This is a genomic window from Teredinibacter waterburyi (genome assembly GCF_001922985.1).
GTDB classification, from domain to species: Bacteria; Pseudomonadota; Gammaproteobacteria; order Pseudomonadales; family Cellvibrionaceae; genus Teredinibacter; species Teredinibacter waterburyi.
Window position 1 is genome coordinate 72,732 of the sequence record NZ_MRUH01000169.1, and the last position, 22,860, is coordinate 95,591.

The 22,860-nt window shown below is 47.6% G+C and carries 24 protein-coding genes; 17 read left to right on the plus strand and 7 right to left on the minus strand.

The window, feature by feature from the left end; all coding sequences use genetic code 11:
* Nucleotides 1-2: 2 nt before the first annotated feature.
* Nucleotides 3-578, minus strand: coding sequence for a sigma-70 family RNA polymerase sigma factor (locus IDZ20_RS15780; protein WP_245792369.1), 576 nt, complete (start codon nt 576-578; stop codon nt 3-5).
* 399 nt (nt 579-977) lie between these two features.
* On the opposite strand from IDZ20_RS15780, the gene IDZ20_RS15785 reads away from it, so the two are divergent.
* The 17 genes from IDZ20_RS15785 (at nt 978) to IDZ20_RS16450 (ending at nt 17,844) form a co-directional block, all read left to right on the plus strand.
* Entirely contained in the window at nt 978-1,433 is a 456-nt protein-coding gene (locus IDZ20_RS15785) for a nuclear transport factor 2 family protein (RefSeq protein WP_188152415.1), read from the plus strand.
* Between the two features lie 52 nt (nt 1,434-1,485).
* Entirely contained in the window at nt 1,486-2,250 is a 765-nt protein-coding gene (locus tag IDZ20_RS15790) for an SDR family NAD(P)-dependent oxidoreductase (RefSeq protein WP_188152416.1), read from the plus strand.
* 100 nt (nt 2,251-2,350) lie between these two features.
* Nucleotides 2,351-3,604, plus strand: coding sequence for an NAD(P)/FAD-dependent oxidoreductase (locus IDZ20_RS15795; protein ID WP_188152417.1), 1,254 nt, complete (start codon nt 2,351-2,353; stop codon nt 3,602-3,604).
* Nucleotides 3,595-4,368: a DUF1365 domain-containing protein gene (locus tag IDZ20_RS15800; protein WP_188152418.1), complete on the plus strand. Its 774-nt coding sequence runs from the start codon at nt 3,595-3,597 to the stop codon at nt 4,366-4,368. The genes IDZ20_RS15795 and IDZ20_RS15800 overlap by 10 nt, the downstream gene beginning before the upstream one ends.
* A 127-nt stretch (nt 4,369-4,495) precedes the next feature.
* The gene (locus tag IDZ20_RS15805) at nt 4,496-5,761 is read left to right on the plus strand and encodes a class I SAM-dependent methyltransferase (protein WP_223144996.1); all 1,266 of its coding nucleotides are present in this window, start codon (nt 4,496-4,498) and stop codon (nt 5,759-5,761) included.
* Nucleotides 5,762-5,863: 102 nt separating this feature from the next.
* On the plus strand, nt 5,864-6,385 hold the full coding sequence (locus tag IDZ20_RS15810) for a DUF2878 domain-containing protein (RefSeq protein WP_188152420.1): 522 nt from the start codon (nt 5,864-5,866) through the stop codon (nt 6,383-6,385).
* A 35-nt stretch (nt 6,386-6,420) separates the two neighbouring features.
* A complete protein-coding gene (locus tag IDZ20_RS15815; RefSeq protein WP_188152421.1) occupies nt 6,421-7,209 on the plus strand; it encodes a hypothetical protein in 789 nt (262 codons plus the stop codon).
* Nucleotides 7,169-7,744 carry a DUF3833 domain-containing protein gene (locus tag IDZ20_RS15820; protein WP_188152422.1) on the plus strand — a complete coding sequence of 192 codons (576 nt, stop codon included), beginning with the start codon at nt 7,169-7,171 and terminating at the stop codon, nt 7,742-7,744. Before IDZ20_RS15815 ends, IDZ20_RS15820 begins: the two co-directional genes overlap by 41 nt.
* A gap of 704 nt (nt 7,745-8,448) precedes the next feature.
* On the plus strand, nt 8,449-8,970 hold the full coding sequence (locus tag IDZ20_RS15825; RefSeq protein ID WP_245792370.1) for an AraC family transcriptional regulator: 522 nt from the start codon (nt 8,449-8,451) through the stop codon (nt 8,968-8,970).
* The gene (locus IDZ20_RS15830) at nt 8,958-10,940 is read left to right on the plus strand and encodes a tetratricopeptide repeat protein (RefSeq protein WP_188152423.1); all 1,983 of its coding nucleotides are present in this window, start codon (nt 8,958-8,960) and stop codon (nt 10,938-10,940) included. The genes IDZ20_RS15825 and IDZ20_RS15830 overlap by 13 nt, the downstream gene beginning before the upstream one ends.
* Nucleotides 10,937-13,846 carry a tetratricopeptide repeat protein gene (locus IDZ20_RS15835; protein ID WP_188152424.1) on the plus strand — a complete coding sequence of 970 codons (2,910 nt, stop codon included), beginning with the start codon at nt 10,937-10,939 and terminating at the stop codon, nt 13,844-13,846. The genes IDZ20_RS15830 and IDZ20_RS15835 overlap by 4 nt, the downstream gene beginning before the upstream one ends.
* Entirely contained in the window at nt 13,833-14,567 is a 735-nt protein-coding gene (locus tag IDZ20_RS15840) for a tetratricopeptide repeat protein (RefSeq protein WP_188152425.1), read from the plus strand. Before IDZ20_RS15835 ends, IDZ20_RS15840 begins: the two co-directional genes overlap by 14 nt.
* A gap of 28 nt (nt 14,568-14,595) precedes the next feature.
* Complete coding sequence (locus IDZ20_RS15845) at nt 14,596-15,003, plus strand: hypothetical protein (protein WP_245792371.1); 408 nt, start codon at nt 14,596-14,598, stop codon at nt 15,001-15,003.
* 75 nt (nt 15,004-15,078) lie between these two features.
* Entirely contained in the window at nt 15,079-15,741 is a 663-nt protein-coding gene (locus IDZ20_RS15850) for a MotA/TolQ/ExbB proton channel family protein (protein ID WP_188152426.1), read from the plus strand.
* Between the two features lie 60 nt (nt 15,742-15,801).
* Entirely contained in the window at nt 15,802-16,338 is a 537-nt protein-coding gene (locus IDZ20_RS15855; protein WP_188152427.1) for an ExbD/TolR family protein, read from the plus strand.
* Nucleotides 16,335-16,859 (plus strand): ExbD/TolR family protein, encoded by a 525-nt coding sequence (locus tag IDZ20_RS15860; RefSeq protein WP_188152428.1) that lies wholly within the window; start codon nt 16,335-16,337, stop codon nt 16,857-16,859. The genes IDZ20_RS15855 and IDZ20_RS15860 overlap by 4 nt, the downstream gene beginning before the upstream one ends.
* 1 nt (nt 16,860) lies before the next feature.
* Nucleotides 16,861-17,844: an AgmX/PglI C-terminal domain-containing protein gene (locus IDZ20_RS16450; protein WP_188152429.1), complete on the plus strand. Its 984-nt coding sequence runs from the start codon at nt 16,861-16,863 to the stop codon at nt 17,842-17,844.
* Between the two features lie 109 nt (nt 17,845-17,953).
* Here the strand turns inward: IDZ20_RS16450 and IDZ20_RS15870 are convergent, their stop codons facing one another.
* From IDZ20_RS15870 to IDZ20_RS15895, 6 genes are all read right to left on the minus strand, one after another.
* Complete coding sequence (locus tag IDZ20_RS15870) at nt 17,954-19,123, minus strand: hypothetical protein (protein WP_188152430.1); 1,170 nt, start codon at nt 19,121-19,123, stop codon at nt 17,954-17,956.
* Nucleotides 19,124-19,236: 113 nt separating this feature from the next.
* Nucleotides 19,237-20,394, minus strand: coding sequence for a DUF3570 domain-containing protein (locus IDZ20_RS15875; RefSeq protein ID WP_188152431.1), 1,158 nt, complete (start codon nt 20,392-20,394; stop codon nt 19,237-19,239).
* Nucleotides 20,395-20,510: 116 nt separating this feature from the next.
* On the minus strand, nt 20,511-20,762 hold the full coding sequence (locus tag IDZ20_RS15880) for a DUF4266 domain-containing protein (protein WP_188152432.1): 252 nt from the start codon (nt 20,760-20,762) through the stop codon (nt 20,511-20,513).
* Nucleotides 20,750-21,265, minus strand: coding sequence for a TlpA disulfide reductase family protein (locus IDZ20_RS15885; protein ID WP_188152433.1), 516 nt, complete (start codon nt 21,263-21,265; stop codon nt 20,750-20,752). Before IDZ20_RS15885 ends, IDZ20_RS15880 begins: the two co-directional genes overlap by 13 nt.
* Nucleotides 21,266-21,367: 102 nt before the next feature.
* On the minus strand, nt 21,368-22,033 hold the full coding sequence (locus tag IDZ20_RS15890) for an outer membrane beta-barrel domain-containing protein (RefSeq protein ID WP_188152434.1): 666 nt from the start codon (nt 22,031-22,033) through the stop codon (nt 21,368-21,370).
* Nucleotides 22,003-22,809, minus strand: coding sequence for an SH3 domain-containing protein (locus IDZ20_RS15895; RefSeq protein WP_245792372.1), 807 nt, complete (start codon nt 22,807-22,809; stop codon nt 22,003-22,005). The genes IDZ20_RS15890 and IDZ20_RS15895 overlap by 31 nt, the downstream gene beginning before the upstream one ends.
* Between the last annotated feature and the right edge of the window lie 51 nt (nt 22,810-22,860).

Genomic DNA, 22,860 nt, shown 5'->3' on the forward strand with positions numbered 1-22,860 from the left:
TGCTACCTCTTAATACTGACGGCGAGCTTTTTCAAAGCTAAGCGCACGCGTGATTTTACTGTGCCAAGTGGAAGCTGCAGTTCTTCTGCGACTTCTTTGTGGGTTTTGCCTTCTAGATAGACCTTCTTTAACGCTAGCCGTTGATCGTCGGGCAGTTGGCTCATGCCCGCTTGAACCACGTCGGCGGAGCGCTTTTGCAGTGCGGCCTGAAACGGGTCGCCGTCTTCGGCGGGTATTTCGCTCCACAAATATTCCGGGTCAATATCCGATTGGTGGCGGCTATTTTTGCGCAGGTAGTCGATGCGAGCATTACGCGCCAAGGTGAAAATCCAAGTACTCGCCGACGCAAATTCGGGTTTGTAGGTGTGTGCTTTGCGCCATACTTTGATCATCACTTCTTGCGCTACTTCATCCGCCAAAATTGCCGAGCCGGGGTGGGCAGACAGGGTAAAAGCACGCAACAGCGGCATGTAGTGATCAAAAAGACGACTAAAAGCGTCACGATCGCGGTCGTTGGCAACCAACAGAAGGTCATCCGTATGTTGCTGTGGCGTCTTGGTTACGGCAGTAGTCGTCACGGTTTTAGGCCTTAGTTTTATCGTTTCGAACCATTGTACGCAGCGCTGGGTAGGCTTGGATGACTGTGTGTAAAAATGTTTTATCAATCGAGCCCTATAATCTGTAGCAGGGGGCGCCTTTTAGGTATTTCAATTGGGCTGTGAATTGTTCAATTAAAACAAGCGCTTGGTAGTTCAGGCACACGCTGGGTAATCTCAGTTTTACTCCGCGCCGTATACAAGCCTAAATACCTGTTTTTAAACGTTTGCCAGACCAGACCAGACCAGACCTGAGCTAAAGGCTTTGAGAACTTTAATCACGAAGCTTACCAGAGCTTTAGGACGCTTCGTTAATAGCATCATTTAACCGACGGCATCGTTTAATCAATAACATCGTTCAAGCACAAGAGTAAATACACCATGTCTACAGCACAACCGCAGATTGTTGGCACTCAGCTGGTAGAGCGTTTTAAGCGCTTCTACGCCGATATCCGCCAGCTGCCGCTCGACGATATCGAGTCGCTCTATCACCCGGATGTGGTATTTAAAGATCCTGTCCACTGCCTGCGCGGGACACACTGCTTGCATGCTTATATGAGCGACATTTGCACAGGGGTTAGTGAGGGCCGCTTTGAGTATCTCGATCAGGTGATTGGGCTAGATAGTGCTTATATCAAATGGAATATGCATTTTGTCCACCCTCGTCTCGGTAGCCGTTTGATTACCGTGCGTGGCATGTCGCAAATAAAATTTTGCGACCGTATTCATTACCATGAAGACGTCTATGATATGGGCGCTATGTTGTACGAGCATGTGCCGGTGATTGGCGGTGCAACACGTTGGTTGCGGAAAAATCTTGTGAAAAAAGGTCAGTAATAAATCTAGAAAATTGCGGTTTAGCGTTCGGGTTACCGCCGGTGAGTAATGCATGACAATTAAAGGTGAAACAATTTGGGTGACCGGTGCGAGTTCCGGCTTAGGTCGAGAGCTTGCTCTGCGTTTAGCTGAGGCTGGCAATACCGTGATTGCCAGCGCCCGCAATATGGAAGCTTTACGCGATTTGGTGGAAGGGTTCAGCAATATCCATATTTTTGAATTTGATGTGAGCCAGCGCGAACAAGTTTCAAATATTCGGGCAAGCCTAGAGCAGCGATATTCGTCTATTGACCGGGTTATTCTCAACGCTGGAACCTGTGAATATTTTAATGTGCATAAACCGGACTGGAGCATGATTGGTCGGGTGTCTCAGGTAAACTTTATTGGTGCTGTTAACACGCTGGAAGCGGTGTGGGGTTTACTACTTGCCGCACCTAAACCGCACATCGTCGGTGTCGGTTCTCAGGCTGTGGGCGCGCCTTTCCCGCGCACCCAGGCATACGGTGCATCAAAAGCCGCGCTGCATTATTTTCTGGAATCAATGCGGGTCGATCTACAATTGTTAAATGTCGATGTGACGCTACTCAAGCCGGGTTTTGTTGATACGCCATTGACACAACGCAATGATTTTTCGATGCCCTTCCTGTGGCCGCCAGAAAAAGCTGCGGTAAAGATGTTGGCGGCGCTTGAAAAGCGTCAGCGCAGCTATGCATTTCCACTGCCGTTAAGTTTATTGTTGTGGTTTGGGCGAAGTTTTCCGCGTATCTGGTTGCGGTTAATGCGGCCCTCGGTGGTTGCCGATGCAGCCGGGGATTAGTCGAAAATTAATGTAAGGGTAAACAATAGTTCATAGCGAATAAGCGGCAACATTTACCGCTATGTGAATTCTATTCAAATCAATCAATAGGGACACCATTTTGAAAGTAGCTGTAATTGGAACAGGCATATCGGGATTGACTAGCGCCTACTTACTACATAAATCATGTGATATTCACCTGTTTGAAGCGGCTGACAGAATTGGTGGTCACACTGCAACCGTCGATGTCAATTATGACGGCAGGGATTACGCAATCGATACTGGATTTATTGTCTACAACGATTGGACCTACCCTAACTTCATAAAACTGTTGGATCGCCTTGGAGTGAAAAACCAACCAACCGAAATGAGTTTTAGTGTTAGCTGTCGCAATACAGGCTTGGAATATGGCGGCAATAATCTCAATAGTCTTTTTGCCCAGCGCCGCAATATCGTCAATATTCCGTACATGCGTATGCTGTTGAATATTATGCGATTCAACAAAGAAGCGATTCGCGATCTCGAGTCGGGTCAGCTAAACGAGTCGATGACATTGGGTGAATATCTAAAGGCCAATGGCTACAGCGAATTATTTGCCAGCCACTATTTAGTGCCCATGGGCAGCGCGATATGGTCGGCAACCCTCGAGTCTATGTTGCAATTTCCGCTGTTGTTCTTTGTTCGCTTTTTTAAAAATCACGGTTTACTCAGTGTTAACAATCGTCCCCAGTGGCGTGTACTTAAAGGTGGTTCACGGGCTTATCTCAAGCCGTTAAGCGCTCCCTTTGTAGACCGGATTCAATTGAATTCAAAAATCAAAGGTGTACAGCGACAAGACCAGAACGTGGTTATAACTTTCGTTGATGGGCGTGCGCAGGAATTTGATCAGGTAATATTTGCGTGCCATAGCGATCAGGCTTTGGCGTTATTGGCAGACCCTAGCGAACAAGAGCAGGATATTCTTGGCGCAATTCCCTATCGTAATAACGAAGTCATTTTACATGCCGACAGCGCAATATTACCGCAGGAAAAAACCGCGTGGTCGAGCTGGAATTACCACCTAGGTAAAGACTCAGATAAACCACCAGCGCTAAGTTACAACATGAATATTCTGCAGGGAATCGAATCTGATACCACCTTCGTCGTTACCTTGAATGCGCGCGAGCTAATCGATCAAAAGAAAATCATTGCTGAATTTAATTACGCCCACCCTGTTTTTTCACTTAAGGCAATTGCCGCGCAAGCGCGTTGGCAGGAGATAAACGGGGTGAACAAAACGTGGTTCTGCGGTGCTTACTGGCAGAACGGTTTTCATGAAGATGGTTGTAGCAGCGGTATTCGTGTCGCCAAGGCGCTGGGTGCAGAATGGAGCTAGCCAGCGCGATTTACACCGGCATGGTACGGCATCGCCGTGTTAGCCCCCGTAAACACAGGTTTAGTTATCAGGTGTTTATGATGTATTTAGATTTAGATGAGGTCGACGATGTTTGCAGCAAAAGCCTCTTGTGGTCCTCAAAACGTTTTTGGCGGGATCCTTTTCGATTGGCGAGATTCAGTCGTTCAGACTACTTTGGAGACGCTAGCCAACCACTAAAGGATGAGGTCTTAGCTGCAGTGAATCAGAGCTTGGATTTGAAACTGGACGGCCCTGTTAGGCTGTTAACCAACTGTCGATACTATGGGTTTATAATTAATCCAATTTCTATCTACTACTGTTACGACGCCGAACAGCAACTTCAAGCGATGCTGCTAGAGGTAACCAATACGCCTTGGCGCGAGCGTCATGCCTACATACTACGTTGTGATCCAGACAAATCGGTGCAGCGTATAAGTTTTGACAAGCAGATGCATGTATCACCCTTTCATGAAATGGCGTTGGAATACGATTGGCGCAGCAACACGCCAGAGAAGACGCTGGGCGTTCACATGAAAAATATTAGTAAAGATGGCGCTGCTATTTTTGATGCAACATTAAGTTTGCGGCGCTTAGAACTAAATGGCAAAAATTTAAGCCGTGCGATTTTAACCTACCCGCTAATGACGCTAAAAGTATTCGCAGCCATCTATTGGCAAGCATTAAAGCTGTGGTTAAAAAAAGTACCTATCTACAGCCACCCTAACGGCAGCCGTGGTGTTTAGAAACGTTAGGCTAAATTTTATTTTAGAAGAGTGGTTTATTTTTAATGGAAAAGTTTGGCGTTGATGCAGTTGTTAATTACACCGCACGCCCCTGCCACGTAAACATTGCTAACGTAGAAAAAGAGGACTGGTCGTAGTGGAATCTGCAAGTATTGCCAATGTGAAAATTCAAGATAAACGTGATTTCTCTTGGCTGGATAAACTAGCCAAAAAAGCCGTGCTAGCTGTGTGTAAGCGTTTGCAGCGCGGCCACCTAACAATTGAAGATAACGGTGAAGTCTATCGGTTTGGCGAGCCAGCCGAAAAAGCTGAGATTATTGCGCATATTCAGGTGCATCAATATAGCGCCTATAGAGATGTTTTTTTTCATGGCAGTATTGGATCCGGTGAAGCCTATATGCGCGGAGCTTGGACATCACCAGATCTGTTGAACGTGATTCAACTCTGGGTCGCGAACGCCAAAATACTCGATAAGATGGATAATGAACGGCCTTGGATTAGTCGCTTTATGGCGAAAATTCTTCACAGTTTTAATGAGAATTCTCGGTTTGGTTCACGCAAAAATATTTCCGCCCACTATGATCTTGGTAATGACTTCTTTAAGTTGTTTTTAGATAAAACAATGATGTACTCGTCGGCGGTTTTTCCCGAAAAAACGTCGACTTTGGAGGAGGGTTCTCTGCACAAACTGGAGTTGCTGTGTCAAAAGTTACAGCTTACGGATAGCGATCATCTACTGGAAATCGGCACCGGCTGGGGCGGTTTGGCGGTGTATGCTGCGAAAAATTACGGGTGTAAGGTTACCACCACTACCATCTCGAAAGAGCAGCATGATTATGCGCAGCAGCGCGTCGACGAGCTTGGCTTGCAAAACCAGGTGACGGTGTTGCTTGAAGACTATCGAGACCTTCGCGGCCAATACGACAAGTTAGTGTCGGTAGAAATGATTGAAGCGGTTGGTCATGAATACTATGCAGATTATTTCAGTCGTTGTAGTCAGCTATTAAAAGCGGGTGGTTTGATGGCGATTCAGGCAATCACGATTAGTGATCAGCGCTATCAACAAGCAAAGCAATCGGTAGATTTTATTCAGCGCTATATCTTCCCTGGGGGGTGCCTACCGTCGAATGAAGTTATTGCTAGCTGCGTCAGCCGTCATACCGATATGCACATTATTGACCTGCAAGATATTACCGCTCACTACGCGCGCACGCTTCGCCTTTGGCGAGAAGCCTTTTTTAGTGAACTAGAGCAGGTAAAAACTCAGGGTTTCGACGATGTATTTTGTCGTATGTGGGAATTCTATCTGTGTTACTGCGAGGGAGGCTTCCGTGAGCGCGTTATAAGTACTGGCCAATTTGTATTCGCGAAGCCAGATTACCGTTTCTCGTGAGTTTCTTTCTCGATTTCATCCTAGGAATTTAGCCAGAGTACTTATTAGTTGAAGGTATACACAAATTGAAGGCCCCTATAAATTGCAGAATTGCATAAATTAATGTCACGCAGAATCGCCGTTATTGGTAATGCACTAGGCTTTCAATTGCTGTGGTTATTGTGCGTGCAGGGCAATAATATTTTAGCCGTCGCGGCAACGGCTATTGCACTTATTGGCCACTGGCGATGGGTCGCAAACTTCTCAGATGAATGGCGTTTGGTTGTTACCTTTGCCCTATGCGGATTGTTGAGTGAGTCGATCATCGCGAACCTTGGTTTAATACAATTTCATGGTGTTATTGGTTTACAGTCAATCGGCCTGCCCCTTTATATTGCCCCGCCCTGGCTAGTGTGTTTGTGGGCAATGATGGCTACAACCCTAAGGCACAGCTTGATCTTCTTAGACTGTCGTCCGCTATTGGCTGTGGTGCTAGCCTTGGTATTTGTACCGTTGAGTTATTTTGCGGGTGCGAAAATTTCCGGTTCGATTTTGGTTGACCCCATGTATTTACCCTTATTAGTGGAAGGCTTAATCTGGGCCGTAGCCTTACCTCTGGCAATGGCCTTGGTTCGGCCCCAGTAGAATTTTGTCGGCGTTTATTAACTGAAGTGGAGACGATGTACTTGGAATTCGCGATAAGTTTCTTCGATAGAAAAAATCGCCGCAAGAGATGTGTGATTGCGGCTATGGTTAAGGTTCTGTTGTTTTGTATACCCTTCAGTACGGCCTTAAAAAGTCACGCTGAGTGCGATCTTGGTCAAATCGTCGGGAACGCACATGATTCAAAAACCGGCGAGTTACTCTATATCGAAGAGCACGGCCCACGTATAGACGCGAAGCAAACTATTATTTATCGCGAAAAAAATGGCGATAGCTTCGCAGAAAAAAGTCTAGATTTTAGCGTAAGCGAATTCGCCCCGAGTGTTGTGCAGGTAAATAATTTAGCGGGTGAAAAAATTGTCGTCGAGGTGTCGTCTGATAACCGTATCAACGCGAGCTATCGAGAAGACCGAGAGGCAAAAACTAAAGCGAAGAGCCTCGCTCCAGAGCAACTCCCCGTTATCGATGCCGGCTTCGATAACGTGTTGCGCGATCACTGGCTAACGCTCATTAACGGCGAAACTCTAGAATTCGATTATTTTGTGCCGTCGCGGTTGAGTAGCGTAGCGCTTAAAGCGGAAGCCGTGGCCTGCGACGATGAAGATTCCGTATGTTTTAAAGTGAGCGCTGCAAACTGGCTGCTTAGAGCGTTAATAAAGCCGCTAAACCTTACCTACTCGGCTAGCTGTCAACGCCTTATACGATTTGTGGGTACATCCAACATTGCCGATGCCGAGGGCAATTATCAATTTGTGGATATTCGTTATGAATACTTGGATACATCGCTTGTTAGTCAGAAGTTGTAATTATTTTCGAGGTGTTGCGCTTAGTCTAAGTCTAGGTTTGCTCGCCTTAATAAGTTCCTGCTCAAGTGTCGAGCTAGAAACCTACGCCGATAACCAGCCTAAAATGGACGTAGAAACATTTTTTAGCGGTCGTTTAACCGCGCATGGCATAGTTAAAAACCGAGGCGGTGAGGTAATCCGCTATTTTAACGCGACCATCGATGCAAGCTGGAATGAAGATGGTATTGGCACCCTAGACGAACGTTTTATTTTCGATGACGGCGAACAGCAAACGCGTGTGTGGACATTAGTCCCCGATGACGATGTCTATATTGCGACAGCTGGAGATGTGGTTGGTAGTTCGAATTTACGCTCGGCTGGCAATGCCTTGTTTTTAAATTACGTTCTGCAGATTCCTTATAAAGACTCAACGCTTAATTTAGCCGTTGACGATCGTATGTACCTTGTTAACGACACGACGTTAATTAATGAAACGATTATGGCGAAATGGGGCTTTGAGGTAGGTTATGTCACTTTAGTGATAATAAAACGTTAATATTCTGGGTAGTACCCTGATTATGGCGTTTTTGGCCTGCAGGCGTTCCACTTTTTTAAAGTCGCCTATTTCAACAGCCCCCCCCCTCCTTACTAGTTAAATTTAGCGGCGTTCACTTTCACGGCTTGGATCACTCGTAGTAGGCCTCTCGCAGAACCATTTGGTATTGTTTGAGTCTAATTATTCATTAATCCCCTGCAATAAATCCCTTTATCTCATCCAGCGTCCGATGGACCAGCTTATACCGTGTGATACTTTATCTGTGTATTTGTAATCCACCCCGCCTATTGTGGCGCCATCTACAGAGTTACAAATATCAACATTTTCGACGATATTAATGGCATAGAAAGTGATATATCTAGAACCCTAAAGCCAAACAAGCGCTAGAATAAAACTAATGCAGCTAAACGCTGGCATTAGTTGCCAAGCGTAACCGTGGGTTGATACTGTTCAGCTCGGTTCGAATTTGAAGAAAACTCTGACGACAAATAACCCCGCTAAAACTGGATCACATATTCGGTGATTAGTGTTTGAAATGGCTGGACTTTTAAAGTTTGGCGCGGCTTGAAAAAGGCGTTGTCGGCTAGTTAACCTGTTAATGGAGAGTGACGTTGAGCGCTAAATTGTGCCAAATTTTGACATACCTGAAAACGCGCAGGGCATTGCTAACGACATATGTGTCGATACTTATGCTGGCTAGCGGTGTGGCTTTCGCCGCAGACCTCGAAGTGGAAGACGCGTTGAATCCAGTTGCAAATGAGGTCGACAACACGGCGATTACTCCACTCAGTGAAGAAGTTGAAGATCTCAAAAAGGCAGCACTGGAATTGAATCGCGATTTACTGATTCTTGAAGAGGAGCTGTTGTTTCCCGCCAATACCCAAGTGATGGTGTTTTTGTCTGTTGATACCGGCACATTTTTCCGTTTGGATGCGGTTAAGCTTTCGCTCGACGATAAGCTTGTTGCTAGCCATCTTTACACGCCTCGCCAGAACGATGCCCTTGTTCGAGGTGGTATCCAGCGACTCTATGTTGGCAATTTAAAAACCGGCGAGCACCAGATAACCGCAGTATTTACCGGTATCGGCCCCGACAGCCGCGAATACAAGCGTGCCGCAACGGTGTTAATTGATAAAACTGATGAGCCAAAGATGCTGGAGATTCGCGTTCAAGACTCTACCGAAAACATGCAACCGGAATTCGATTTTAAAGAATGGGAGCTGTAACTCGTTTCGCTAGCCTCGCTGGGATACTGATAGTCGCCGTAACCGCTAACTCTAGCGTCGCGGCCAAAGTCAAACCCCACAGCACCGTGGCCGATCTGCGCTACGGCGTTGCGCTGTACCACTATTACCAGCAAGATTATATGACCGCCCTCAGTGAGTTGTTGGTGGCGAAACAGCGCGGTGGAATACAGGGCCACGGCGATAACCCCGAGATTATGGAGGGGGGGTTTGCGCTCGCCTATGGCATTGATAATTACGCCGCCGAGATCTTTGAGGATGTGCTCGCCAAAAATGTGTCTGAAGAGGCGCAGGTAACGGCTTGGTATTATCTCGCCAAAATGCGCTACCAGCGCCGAGATTGGCAGGCGTCTTATAAGTCTATGGCGCGGGTTACCGAGCTGACCACCAAGAATCGCGACAGTGCTGAACGCGTCGGTGCTGATCTAACCGAGCTCAAAATCAATTTAGCCATCAAACAAGACGATCTGGAGCAGGCCGAATACCTGCTGAAGCGCGAGCCCACCGACGACGCATGGCTGCCCTACGCTTGGTACAACGTTGGCACCGGCTGGGCACGCCGTCAAAACTTTACTCGTGCAGTGCGCTTCTTCGACTTAATTGCCGAACAATCTTACAGCGATCCCGAACGCCGCGCCCTTTACGACAAGGCCATGACCTCCGCTGGTTACAGCCTACTACTTTCTGGAAAGTTTCAGCTGGCGATGGAAAAGTTCTCCTCGGTGCGGCTTAACAGCCCCGTGTCTGGTCGCGCGTTACTGGGCTATGGTTGGGCGGCTGTTGAACTAGAGAATTATGCCGAAGCGCTGAAGGTGTGGAAGCACCTAAGTGCAGCGACCTATATCGATGAAAATGCCCAAGAGGCGTTGGTAGCGGTGCCCTATGCTTACGAAAAAATGGGCAACGACGGTCTGGCACTAAAATATTTTCAAGAAGCCGAACGCAATTATCTTGATGAAATGAATCGCCTCGACGAAGTGATAGAAAATCTGAAAGGTGAAGCCTTACTTGAGGCATTAAATCTCGATGCGGATAACAGTCAGGGCTGGGTTATCTATGCAGAAAAGCACGCACTTACGCCGCAGTTGAGTTATTTGGTGAGTCTGTTTTCGCGGCAAGATTTCCAGCTGTTGGTGCAGGACCTTCGCGATCTCATTGCAATTCACAACAATATTCAAACTTGGCGAGAGCGCTTAGGTTTTTATACCGGCATGTTGGATGAGCGAGAGACCGATCGTCTAAGTAAGGCGACGCTGATCGAAGCCGGTGAGCTAAAGCAGCAAATTGGGACGCTGGAACGTCAGCGTTCAGAGCTGGCTCAAACAGTCGAGAAAATGGCCGCCGAAAAAGATTACTTCGCACTCGTCGATGAGGATCAAGCTGATTTGATCGAGCGGGTAACGCGATCACTTCAGCGGGTGCCACGTCTGCGCGCTAGCGATCCGTTTATTGATGAAAGTGAGGAAGCTCTGCGCCGCTATTACGGTTTATTAATGTGGGATACCAGTGAGCAGTTTTCCGCACGTATGTGGCAAGCCATTAAATCCCTCAACACCTTAGACGAAACCATAAAAATACTGCGTAGAAACTATAAAAAAATTGAGCAGATTGTAAACCAAGCGCCGGACCTTCAGCCTTATCGAGACAGAATTTCAACGGCTGAACAGACCCTCGAAAACCAAAGCGCCAGTGTAGATCTAGTGCTTAAAAATACCCAAGAGCGCTTACGCCTGCAGGTCGTTACCGAACTAAGTGCACAGCGCGATCGCTTGCAGCACTATCTCGCCCAAAGCCGCTTGTCGATCGCACGCTTATTAGATAAAACCCTAATGGAAGCCAATAACATTGTACCGGCTCAGGTTCCAATGGATTCCAGTGCCGTAATGGAAAAAGGACCAGAAAATAAAGAATCAGTAAATTACGAGTCGGAAAATGCGGTGGCCACGCCATGAGCCGCTTTATATTTAATCGACTCGCTGCGGCAGCCATTGTGGCTTCATCATTGGTGGCTTGCTCGTCGAACGGTCCAGACTATGGTCCTACCTTGGCGAGTCTGACAATTGAAGATAGTTTTGAAGAACCCTTACCGATACCGAAAACTAGCATTAAACAAATTGAACAAACCTATCGTTCGGCCTTAGATGTCGCACGTGACCCAGAAATACGTCACCAGATTTTGGTGCGCCTTGCCGATTTGGAAATGGCGCGAAGCCAGGAAGACCAGCTCGATGATGTTGCAAAAGACAGTTATTTTGACGACGCGGTAACCATGTATGAAGAGCTCATTACTTTAAATAGTTCAGAAACGGTTAACGGCGAAACCATGTCGAACGAGCGTTTGCTTTATCAGTTATCCAAGGCCTACGCACTGGATGGCCGCATGCAGGAATCGAAACAGGCCTTGGCAAAATTAGTTGCTGAGTACCCCACCTCTATGTATGCCACCGAGGCAGTGTTTCGGCGCGCAGAACAAGCCTTCAGTGACGGCGACTATGTCAGTGCGGAAGTATTTTATAAAAATGTTATGGCGGTGGGAGATGCTACCCCGTTTTATGGCAATGCAGTGTATATGCACGGTTGGTCTCAGTTTAAGCAAAATAAGAACCGCGCCTCGCTGCGTTCCTTTACTGAGGTGTTAGATCGCCTAATCCCCGAAGGGCAAACTCTAACGGGAATTGCCAACAGCGATCGGTCGCTAGTAGAAGATACTCTGCGTGTTATGAGCATTGTTTTTTCGTATCTTGATGGAGCACCGTCGATTACCGAAATATATCGAGCCCTGGGCGAACGTCACTATCAGCATTTAATTTATATGGCGTTGGGCGATTTGTATCTCGAGAAGGATCGATTCCGCGATAGTGCTGATACCTACCAGCACTACGTCGAAAATTTCCCGCAAACCGACTACTCGCCGGGCTTTAGTGTAAAAGCGATTGAGGTTTATGGCTTAGGGAATTTTCCTAGTTTGGTGTTGCCGGCGAAAGAAATATTCGTGCGAAATTACGGTGTTTATAGCACCTATTGGCAAGCGCGTGATGAGAATTTACGCGAGACACTAAAGCCGAATTTATTACAGTACTTAGATGAGCTTTCCAGTTACTATCACGCGCAAGCTTTAGCCAATATAAAAGTACGTAGCGATATTGCGCTGGCAAAAAGCCGTGGTGAAAAAACAAAGCTGAAAGCTCCAAAGCAATCGCCTGTGGAGCAGTTCTTACAAGCTTCGGCCTATTACCAGCAATTTGTCGATACCTTCCCGCAAGACCCTCGAACCCCTGAAATGACTTTCCTCATGGCGGAAAGCTACTACGAGGCAGGACAGCTTCGTGAAGCGGTAAAAGCCTATGAAACCGTGGCCTACAATTATTTGGATACTAAGCGCGGTGCCGATTCGGGTTACGCCGCATTAGTAGCGTTACAACAGCTGATCGAAACTGCGCCGCGCACTAACGATACCGAAACAACCGCCTACCAAGCGTTGCAGGCTCACCATACTAATAGTGCCGTTAATTTTGCCGACTATTATCCTAACGACGCGCGCGCGACGGCAGTACTAACCAGTGCGGCACAAGATGTATTCAATAGCGGCGATTTACCGCGAGCACTGGCACTTGCTGAACGCATGACCCAATGGCAGCCAGCGCCGGAAAAATCGCTGCTAAAAACCGCTTGGTTACTAGTTGCACACAGCCATTACGATCTACAAGCTTATGTTGCTGCAGAGGCGGCTTATCGCGAAATTTTGGTATTGCTTGGTCCGATTAAGCCAGCCGAAAAGCCAAGTCAGGAGCGCGTGCAGGTTGTGGAACGAATTGCGGCGAGTATGTACAAAATCGCAGAACAACAAGTTGTCGATGGCGATAAGCCCGCTGCGGTATTGCGCTTGCTAGCGATTAACGAAGTTGCGCCGAATAGTGAGATCGCCATTAAAGGCCAGTACGATGCGGCAACCTATCTAATGGAATTAGAGGAGTGGTCGCGCGCAGAAGACGTGTTGCTGCGTTTTCAATCTTTATATTCGTCACACCCTCTGAGTGCAAACCTATTGCCTAAGTTAGCCTTGATCTATCAGTCGACTGGGCAGTGGCAAAAAGCCGCGAGTATCTTGGCGAAAATGTCTGAGTCTGGCGACCCAGATGTACGCCGACAATCCCTGTTCTTGTCGGCCGAACTCTACGAAAAGGCGGGTCGTATTGGCGATGCTATTAATCAATATAGAAACTATGCCAATAATTACGTGCAGCCGTTTGATATAGCAACGGAAGCGCGGGCAAAGTTGGTTGAGCTATATGGGAAAACCGGAGACGACAATAAGCGTAATTTCTGGCTGCAAAAACTTATCGACGAAGATAAAAAAGCCGGATCTAAGCGTACACCACGTTCGAAAACCTTAGCGGCAATGGCGGCTTCGAAATTTGCAAATGACGAGTATCAGCGCTTCAGTCGCTTAAAACTTACCTTGCCGATAAAGAAAAGTTTAAAAGCAAAAAAATCTGCTATGGACCAAACGCTAAAACTGTACGGCAAGGTTATGGAATATGGCGTTGCAGAATATGTGACAGATGCAAGTTATAAAATTGGTTTGGTTTACGGCCAGTTAAGCCGCGACTTAATTGATTCAGAACGACCTTCCGGCTTGGACGATTTAGCATTGGAACAGTATGAAATCTTGCTGGAGGAACAGGCGTTTCCGTTTGAAGAGAAGGCTATTGATATTCATGCTGGTAACGCCGAGCGGGCTTGGCAGGGTATCTATGACGAAGGCGTTAAGAATAGCTTCGATGCGCTGGCAAAATTGCTGCCCGCTCGCTATGGCAAACAGGAACAAAAAGAAGAGGTGAGTCGTGGCCTACGTTAACCGTTACCGCGCAGCACAACGTTCGGGTCTGCCAATATCGCTACCACTCATTGTGTTGCTCGTATTTTTACAGGCGTGTCAGTCATTGCCGAAAAACGATCAAGCCGATGCGAGTGCAGTCAAAAAAGGGGACACCGAACAATCTGTGGATGCTTCGGTTGCCCTTGATGAAGCTGTTCCGCTTGTGTTGATCCCCGATCCATATCAGAGTCAGCAGTCGAACGTATCCGCACAAGCTAAAGCCGATTTCGCCACAGCACTTACGGCAATGAACGCTAAAAAATGGAAGCAAGCGGAACAGATGCTAACCTTACTAGCAGCAACCTATCCCGAACTTTCCGGCCCCCATGTCAACTTGGGTATTGTTCAGAGCGAGTTGGGTGAGCGCGGTAAAGCTGAACTGTCGTTTCGCCGCGCAATCGTGATAAACCCCGCCAATATGGATGCCTATACGCATTTGGGTGTTTTATACCGAGAAACCGGACGCTTTGCCGAGGCCGAACAAGTTTATCTCGATGCACTCGCCGCTTGGCCGCACCATATTGCCAGCCATCGTAACATCGGAATTTTGTATGATCTTTATATGGGGCGTTTAGCTGAGGCCCTGCCACATTACCAAATGGCGCAGCGGTTAATTACATTAACCAGCGAAAAACCAGATCGTAAACTAAAGGGTTGGATTGTAGATCTTGAACGTCGGTTGGCAGCAAGCGAGCGATAATTTTATCCAGCGAAAAGTGGTTGTGAAAATGAATAGACTAAATCGAATGAGTGTTCCCCAACTTTTCGCGGACAGCCGTAATGGTAAGGGCTGCGCCAGTAACTTTCGGCTCGTAGATACAGGTGTTGTTAGCTGGATGCTAGGCTGGACAATTAGTGTCGCAGCTATGATATTTTCCTGTAGCTACGCTAATGCTCAAACCGATAGAAATGACAATGCCGCCAATGATAGCAATGTGGTGGAATTAAGTACGACGGTAACTGGCAACCAAGAGCAGCCGCGAGTGATCTATGTTGTCCCCTGGAAACCTGCCGAAGATAACGCATTACTTTATCGACCGTTGAACAGCCAAACTTCGGATAACATTTTTGGTCATGTGGAGCGTAGCGAACATAAACGCGAATTAAAGTTTATTAAAGAAATCGAGAAAAAATAACACCATTATTTAACTACTCAATATTTAAACCATTGTAAATAAAAGCAAGGTCATACCTCGGAGGCAATATCATTCATGAATACCGTGATTAGTTTTTTTCAAAACGGTGGTCCCTTTATGTATCCCATCGCGTTAGTGTTGGTTGTGGGTTTAGGGCTATCTATAGAACGCTGGGTTTTTTTAACGGCTGCGAAGGGTTCCAACCGCCGTACCTTTAATCGTTTGCTGCCATTGCTCCAAAAAAAGGACTACGCGGCAGTGGTTGATTTGGCGCGACAAACACGTGCGCCGGTCGGCCGCATCGTCGCGGCTGGCATTGCTCGTATGCAACAAACCCCGCGTCGAGATGAAATTGAGTACGCGATGGAAGAGGGCGTAATGGAGGCTGTACCACGTTTAGAAAAGCGTACCGGTTATCTTGCGACTCTAGCGAATATTTCTACGCTGCTTGGTCTGCTGGGTACCATTATGGGTTTGATTGCGGCGTTTACGGCGGTTGCCAATGCCGAGCCTTCAGAAAAAGCGACCTTACTTTCGCAGAGTATTTCAGTGGCGATGAACACCACGGCTTTTGGTTTGATGGCAGCAATTCCACTGCTGTTGTTCCATGCAATGTTGCAAACTAAAACAACCGAAATTGTCGATAGCTTAGAGATGGCTGGTATCAAGTGTTTGAATATTATGTCGAACGGCAATACATTTCAGTCGCGTACTCGCACGGGTGATGCCGTGCGTTAATAGGCACGTAATTTTTTCAAGCCTTAATTTAATTTGTAACAAATACAGCCGGCGGACGCTATGCGCACACGACGAATCAGAGAGGATGCAGATCTCGATATCACATCCTTTATGAACCTGATGATCATTCTGGTACCTGTACTGCTTATGAGCATGGTGTTTTCTCATATCACTGTGCTCGATCTCCAATTGCCTGACCTTGCCGCAGAGCCGGGTGCCAGTACCGATCTTAAAAACGAATCGCTTGAGTTGGTTATTAGCGACGATGTGATGGTAATTAATTTCCCCGCAGGTGTTGAGGTTAAACGCATCGGGAAAATAGAGACCGATGGCGAGCTCGATTACGATTACAGTTTGCTTTCCGATGCACTCCAGCAGGTGAAGCGGTTGTTGAGAAATAGGGATATCGACAAAAAAGACATCACAATTTTGTCGCAGCCAGATACTGACTATCAAACTATTGTTAGGGCGATGGATACGGTTCGAAGCTATAAAGCCGTTGTTGCTGTTTCAGTAGTCGATGCGGAACTCTTCCCAGCAATTTCCTTGGGCGACGCACCGCAAAAAAGCGCTGCAGTTGCGGGAGAAAAGCCATGAAGCAGTCACGACACGCAAAACGAATGGCGCGAACTCAGCGGCGGCATAAAGGCCAAGGTAAGTTAAATCTTGTGTCCTTGATGGATATTTTTACGATTTTGGTTTTTTTCCTATTGGTAAACTCCTCTGATGTTCAGGTCTTGCAGAGCAATAAAGATATAAAACTACCAGAATCTCATGCCGAAACACCGCCAGAAGAAAATCTCATTGTCACAGTTAGTGATGAAGCTATTTTGGTGGGCGGGCGTATGGTTGCCGAAACTGCGCTGGTTAAACTGAGTAAACGTAGCGACATTGTGGCATTGAAAGAAGAGCTAGAGTTTCTCGCTAAGCGCAAACCTTATCGGAATGAAGAGGAAGAAAAAGCCGGTCGCGACGTCACTATCATGGGTGATAAAGAGATACCCTATGCGCTTCTAAAGAAGATAATGACGACATGTGCGGAAGCCGATTATCGTAATATTTCCCTCGCGGTAAGCAAGATCGCTTCAGACGAAACCGCCGCGGCGAAGGAGGGATAAGATGGCTGTAATTCTAACTGCGCCCAATTTACAGCTACCATGGTCGTCGACCATTGATGACGACCGCCGCTTTTGGCGAATCACGGGGCTATTGTTTATCCCGTTTTTTTTGGTGAGCGTGGCCATTCCGCTTGTCGAAGTGCCTGAGTTAAAGCGTGAAGAATTAACTAAGTTGCCGCCGCAACTAGCACGCCTAAAACTTGAGGAGAAGGTGTTGCCCACGCCTATCCCGACGCCAGTGCCAACACCGGAACCCACGGCCGAGCCAACGCCTGAGCCGGAAGCTGAAAAGGTTGAGCCGAAACCCACACCCGTGCCACCGAAAGTAGAACCGAAAAAACCAGAGCCAACACCGAAGCCTACCCTTGAACCAGCCAAGTTGATTCAAGCAAAAGAAGTCGCACAGGCACAGATAAATGAATTTGCTGATTTACTTTCTGATATTCGTGATACGCCAGATTTGCCTGAAGTTGGCACCCAGCTTGATTCTTCTACAGGTGAAGCGGCGCAGGTGGATCGCAGTATTATTGGCAATAAAGCGAAAGCGGGCAGTGGTGGTATCGACTCGTCGAAGCTCAGCCGTGATACTGGTGGTGTAGCCTTAGCGGGCAAGAAATCAACGCAGGTAGACAGTAAATTAGCCGAAGCGACCGCCAAGGCCGCGGCAAGCCAGCAACAGGCCAGTCGCGATGGCCGGCCGCGCAGCGAAGAGCAGATGCGCCGGGTTATGGATCGCAACAAGGGCGCGATGGATGCAATTTATAATCGCGCCTTGCGTAAAGATCCTACCTTGGAAGGCAAGGTCGTATTCGAAATGATTATTGAGCCGGATGGACGGATTTCTTCAGCGAAAATTCTCTCGAGCGATTTCGACAATCCCGCGCTGGAAGCAAAACTCTTAGCGAAGATTCGTTCGATTAACTTTGGCGCTGAGGCGGTTATTAAAACAACCTTGCGGTTTAGTTTCGACTTTCTTCCCTATTAAATTTGACCAAACGCTAAAGTAAAAAAGCCCGCATTGAGCTGCGGGCTTTTTTTTGCGAGCTAAACGCTATTAGTGCCTACTACATTTTTACGAAAGGCGGCTTAGGCTGCTATTTAGCCACTAAGAATAACGTCGTTAAATTATTGTTGTTGGATGGCGCGCGACCAACACAGTGAATAAACGCGAGTGCATCGATGTCTGCCGCCGATTCTATGTTGGTGTTAACGGCGCAAGAAATTTCTGCGGAAAGGTTTAACGAGTCCGTGAAGGTCCCACGTATAACACCGGCTGTAGGTACGTTTAAGTCCCCTTCTAAAGCGAGTGTTGAGGAGGCCTGACCACGGGTGTCGTTAAGTAGGTCGGTAATGCTATGTAATTCACAGCTGCCATTATCACAGTTGGCGTGTACCGCTTGGGTTTTAGTTCCGGTTAAGGTTGCATCGTAATAAAAGCCAACAAATTCGCCATCGAAACTTGTTCGCTCGATAACCGCGAGCGAGGGTGTACTTAACAGTATCTGCGGGTTGGCAAGCCCGCTTCCGCTGGTGTCGCCCAAGGTGAAGATATTGGTGCTTGTTGAAACGAAGTAACGATTGTTGGCGGTTTCAACTATGCCTTGATCACAGCTTTCTCCGGTTTCGAGGGCGCGACTACTTTGGTTGTAGTCATCGGGTGTATCGAGGCTGATTCGGCTATTTAAGCGAGCTTGATAGTCACCGGGGTAGTAACTGAGTCGACCATAGTCTTTTAAGGTATCGCTATTGCGATCGATATTATTTTTTTGCTGGATCAATGACCAGACTTGATTTTCGCTATCGCTACTGGGGCAGTCGTCACTCGGTACCTGTATTAATGGTGTATAGCCGCTGGGCTCTAAGCTAGCGATTAGCATAAGTGAATCGCCAACCTGCAACCCTGCATAGCTGTCGTCGCGGTAGATGCCGCTACCATCGCTAGCGTCGGTCACTTCAAGAATTGTGAAGCCGCTATTGGCAAGGCTATAACTCCCTTCCACGGTAACGTCGATAGCGGTATCGGCCTCGTTGCGGCGCTCTAGGGTAAAGGTGGAATCGGTGCGATTTAAGGCTGTTTCCCAAATTCCGGCACTGCCTTGGCCAATAAAGCTAACAATGGTATCACTGCCGTCATTACCGTCGCCGCTGCTGTCTCCTTCTGATTCCGGGTCGTCAAAACCGGCCTTACAGCCTGCCAAGAGCGTGAGCAGCGCAGCACTTAAAAGGAGGGTTTTACCTTGGGAGGGAAGAAAGTTAGTAGCCACGTGCAGAACCTCTGTCGTTGTTTCGGTAGTCGCGGTTTTACCCGCGAACCAGTCTGACAGAACGGTGGGTGTAACCGTGGAATTTAATTATTGTTAGCAATAGCGGTGTGGAGCTAGTACCACACCGAGACGAAGAACCTTATCACATTGGCGCTAAAACTGTAGGCAGGCTCGTTTCCCAAACCAAATTCTTGAGTGTTTTCTGGGGTTTTATTGGGGTAGTTGTCGTAGTCGAAACTCATATAATCCCAATACAGATTAAGCGTAAGCTTGTCGAAAACGCTGGCCCAGTCTGCTTTTACCTCATAGCTTGCGCCCAAGCCTAGGGTGAAATCGCTGAATGCGCTCATCTCTTTATCGCTAGCCATAAATTCCCGCGGCTCGGTGAAAACACTCGCGTAAAAATCTGCTTGATTTTGACTGTAGGCGCGATACTTAGTTTCAAAAATCCACTGGTCTTTATAGGGGTGGATATAGCGCAGTTCGTAGTTATTCGATTTCACACCCCAGCTGTCGGTGTAGGTACGTACCTCAGCGCGCAGGGCTGCACGATAAGGCAGGTAGTACATGCTGCGTAAGGCGTAGGCGTCACTGTTATGAGTGGTGGGGTAGGATTCAAACGGAGTTGATAAACCGCCAACCTGTGACAGTCGAACCTGGCGATAAGCGTTGTTAAGAAAGCCGGTGTCCGAGACGGTCTCGGCACTGAAAGACATGATCCAGTTTTTGGTTAGGATTTGGGTAAAGCCTAAACTAAAACGCTGGTGTTGTGCCGGTTGGCTAAAATTCTCATCACCGTTGCGCATCACAGTATCGTTACCCTGAGAATAGCCGAGGGTTAAGGTTGATAAGTCGCCAAAAAATTCTTGGCTAATACCAATCCCGACAGTCGAAGCTTCATAGTCAGTTTCTATACTGCGGGTATAACTTAAACTCATGGTGGTGCGGTCGTGTAAGTAGTCGATGCCGCCGCCGGTTTCAGTTCGCTCTTCGGTATAGGCGCTGCCCTGAGTAAGCACATCGAGCGATGCGCTAGAAACCATATCGACATAGTAATTACCCCACACGGATACGGTTTCGGCAAACTGTTTGCGCACTAACACCGATGGCCCATTAATTGTTACACCACCACCTTCGTAGCTATGGTAAAGCAGCTCGCTGCGATCTTCCGGTAGAACGGCGGCTAAGGCTGTGCCTTGAGCGAAGACCGCCACTAGTAAAAGTAGGTGGGCTGCAATTCTCGGGCTATGTTGTTGGTTTACATGAAACATGGTGCTTTCGTGCTCGGTTGAATTAGCCAAATTAACAGTTTTAGTGTGCAAGTATTTCGGTGCTTGGCGGTAATTAAAACATGGCCAAACTTTACATTTGTTCGTGCGAGAAAAGTCTAGTTGCAACCGCAACCACCGCCGGCGCTGCCTTCTGCGCCGCGTCCAGCCTCGCGGGCTTCAAAAACGTGATTCATATATTTAGTCGATGCAGGGTTTGATTCAAACGACATAATCGGGTCGGCAATATTTTCACGCTCGTAGGGCTTAACCCAAGGCTGGATAAAAGAGCAGCCACAAAACAAACCGAGCACAACAAGGTAGCCGAAGGCTTTACTCCCAGCTGTGATGCAGGTGATTAGCGACTGCATGATCGGAGTAACGCTTTGATATGAGTTTTATAGGCTTTCTCATCGCCGGGCTTATAGCCGCGATGCAAATAGGTCATGTTGCCATCGCAGTCGATCATAACGGAGCTGGGCATGGCGTCAACGTCGTAAGCTTCGCTGACTTTACTGGTCGTGTCGTAAACAATCGGGAAGCTTACGGGTATTTCTTTTAATACTGCGTTAGCCGCTTCTGAATCCGCTTCTACGTTAACGCCTAACAAGGTAAAGCCCGCACCGGAATAGCGGCTATAAAGCTCGTCGAGTAAAGGCATTTCTTGGCGGCAGGGGCCGCACCAAGATGCCCAGAAATTCAACATAACGACTTGACCGCGTAAGTCGGCGAGACGGATATTTTTGCCGCTATTCGATTTTAAGGTGAAGTCGTGAGCCTTGCCCTTAAGATCCTTGGCGTGCAAAGCACCGCTAAAACTAAAAAAAAGCGCGAACGCAATTAGTGTTAATAATTGGGGTAGATATTTTTTCATAAGTCTGTCTCTGTTACTGACTGCAAAAATTAATTAAAGATCGCCAGATTAAATAATCTTGGCCGATTAATAAAACCTTACTGGCCGATGCCGCCGGTAAGTTTAAAAATATAAGGATAAACCTAGGTGGGTTTCCAAATTTTGAATCGATTTATCTTCACCCAATAAATTGTGGGTAAAGAGGTGATTACGAACATCTAACCTTAGGGCGACCCAGTCGGTAAAAAATAAACGAAAGCCGCCGCCAAAGTTATAGGTGAAGTATTCGTTGTCGCCAAACTGAGTATTACCGGCGCCGCCGATAACGTAATAGGCGGTGTTAAAGGCATATTTACGGCCGACAAAGACTTCGCCCGGCAGCAAGTTAATACCTACCGACAAATTGTAGTAGTTGAGCGTGCGCTGGTCTTCGGTTAGCAGTGGTGTGCCGCCGCTAAGAAGTTCATAGCTGGTTTCGGTTGTTGTGGTTGTACCGTAGGCCGCTTCCATAAAAAGGTCTTCGGTAATATGGAAGGCCGCACGCACGCCGTAGACGTCGTTGGTGCCGAAGTCTTCAACACTCATAACACCGGTAAACAAGCCAAATTCAAAGTTCTCTGAGTCGACTTTTGCTTCGATAATATCGCGACGTTCTAGATCGGGGTTGATCACCGCTTCCAGAACCGACTCGCTGTTGGTTCCGGATTCGTCGTCTGACTGAGCCAAGGCTGAATTAGTGCCCAGGGTGAGCAGCAGCGTTAGAAAAAGATACTGCAACCGATTTTCCATTCATCAACCTCTTCATTGCTTTCGCGTTTTGTTAGCAGGGTGTGATCGTTGTACTCAAGACGCAGCAAAAAATTGCGCGAGAGGTAGACAAAAAAGCCTCCGCCAACGGTGAGTACGCTATTTTCCCGGTTTTCGACTTGTACGATATCGGAACTGGGCGAGATCGCAATGGTACCGGTTCCCAGTGTGAAAAATGGTGATGTGCGCCATTCCGGAAACGGTTGGTGAACGGCATTCAAACTGATTAATTTACTGTCGGAAAACTCACCAAAGGCTTGGGTGTATTTAAGCTCTGCGGAGATATTAGGGGTTAGGTGGTATCCCAAGTAGGTGGTGAGCCCGCGTGCGCCGGAAAAGTCGCTGCCACTAAAGCCGAATTCCCAGCGTCGCTCTACATAGTCTTGCCAGTCGGGCGCCGCTAAATCGATTGCACTGCCATTGGGGGCAAGGGTGGTGGCGAGTTGGCGGCGGTGTACCCAGCCCTGTTTGCCTTTACTTGTGACAATTTTGTACCAATCGGTGCGGCTTTTTAGCAGGCTAATAGTTTCGCCTTTTTCGACGATATGATAAATCGGGTAGCCGCGCCCCGGCCCAGTGTGCATTTCGGCAAAGGGATCGGTGACCGTAACACGCTGCGGCTCTTTCGCGACGGCCACGCTTGCAATGGCAAGCAAGCAGAGCAACCCTAGACTGCGCTTAGCGAGACGTCTAAGTGGTTGACCTATTGCGCCTGTCGCTTTGCGTTGCGCGTTAGTTAATGTGTTAAGAAAGTTCAATAGTCTATCTGCTCGTGCAACCTGTGGTTGGTTCGTGGGCAATGATTGATT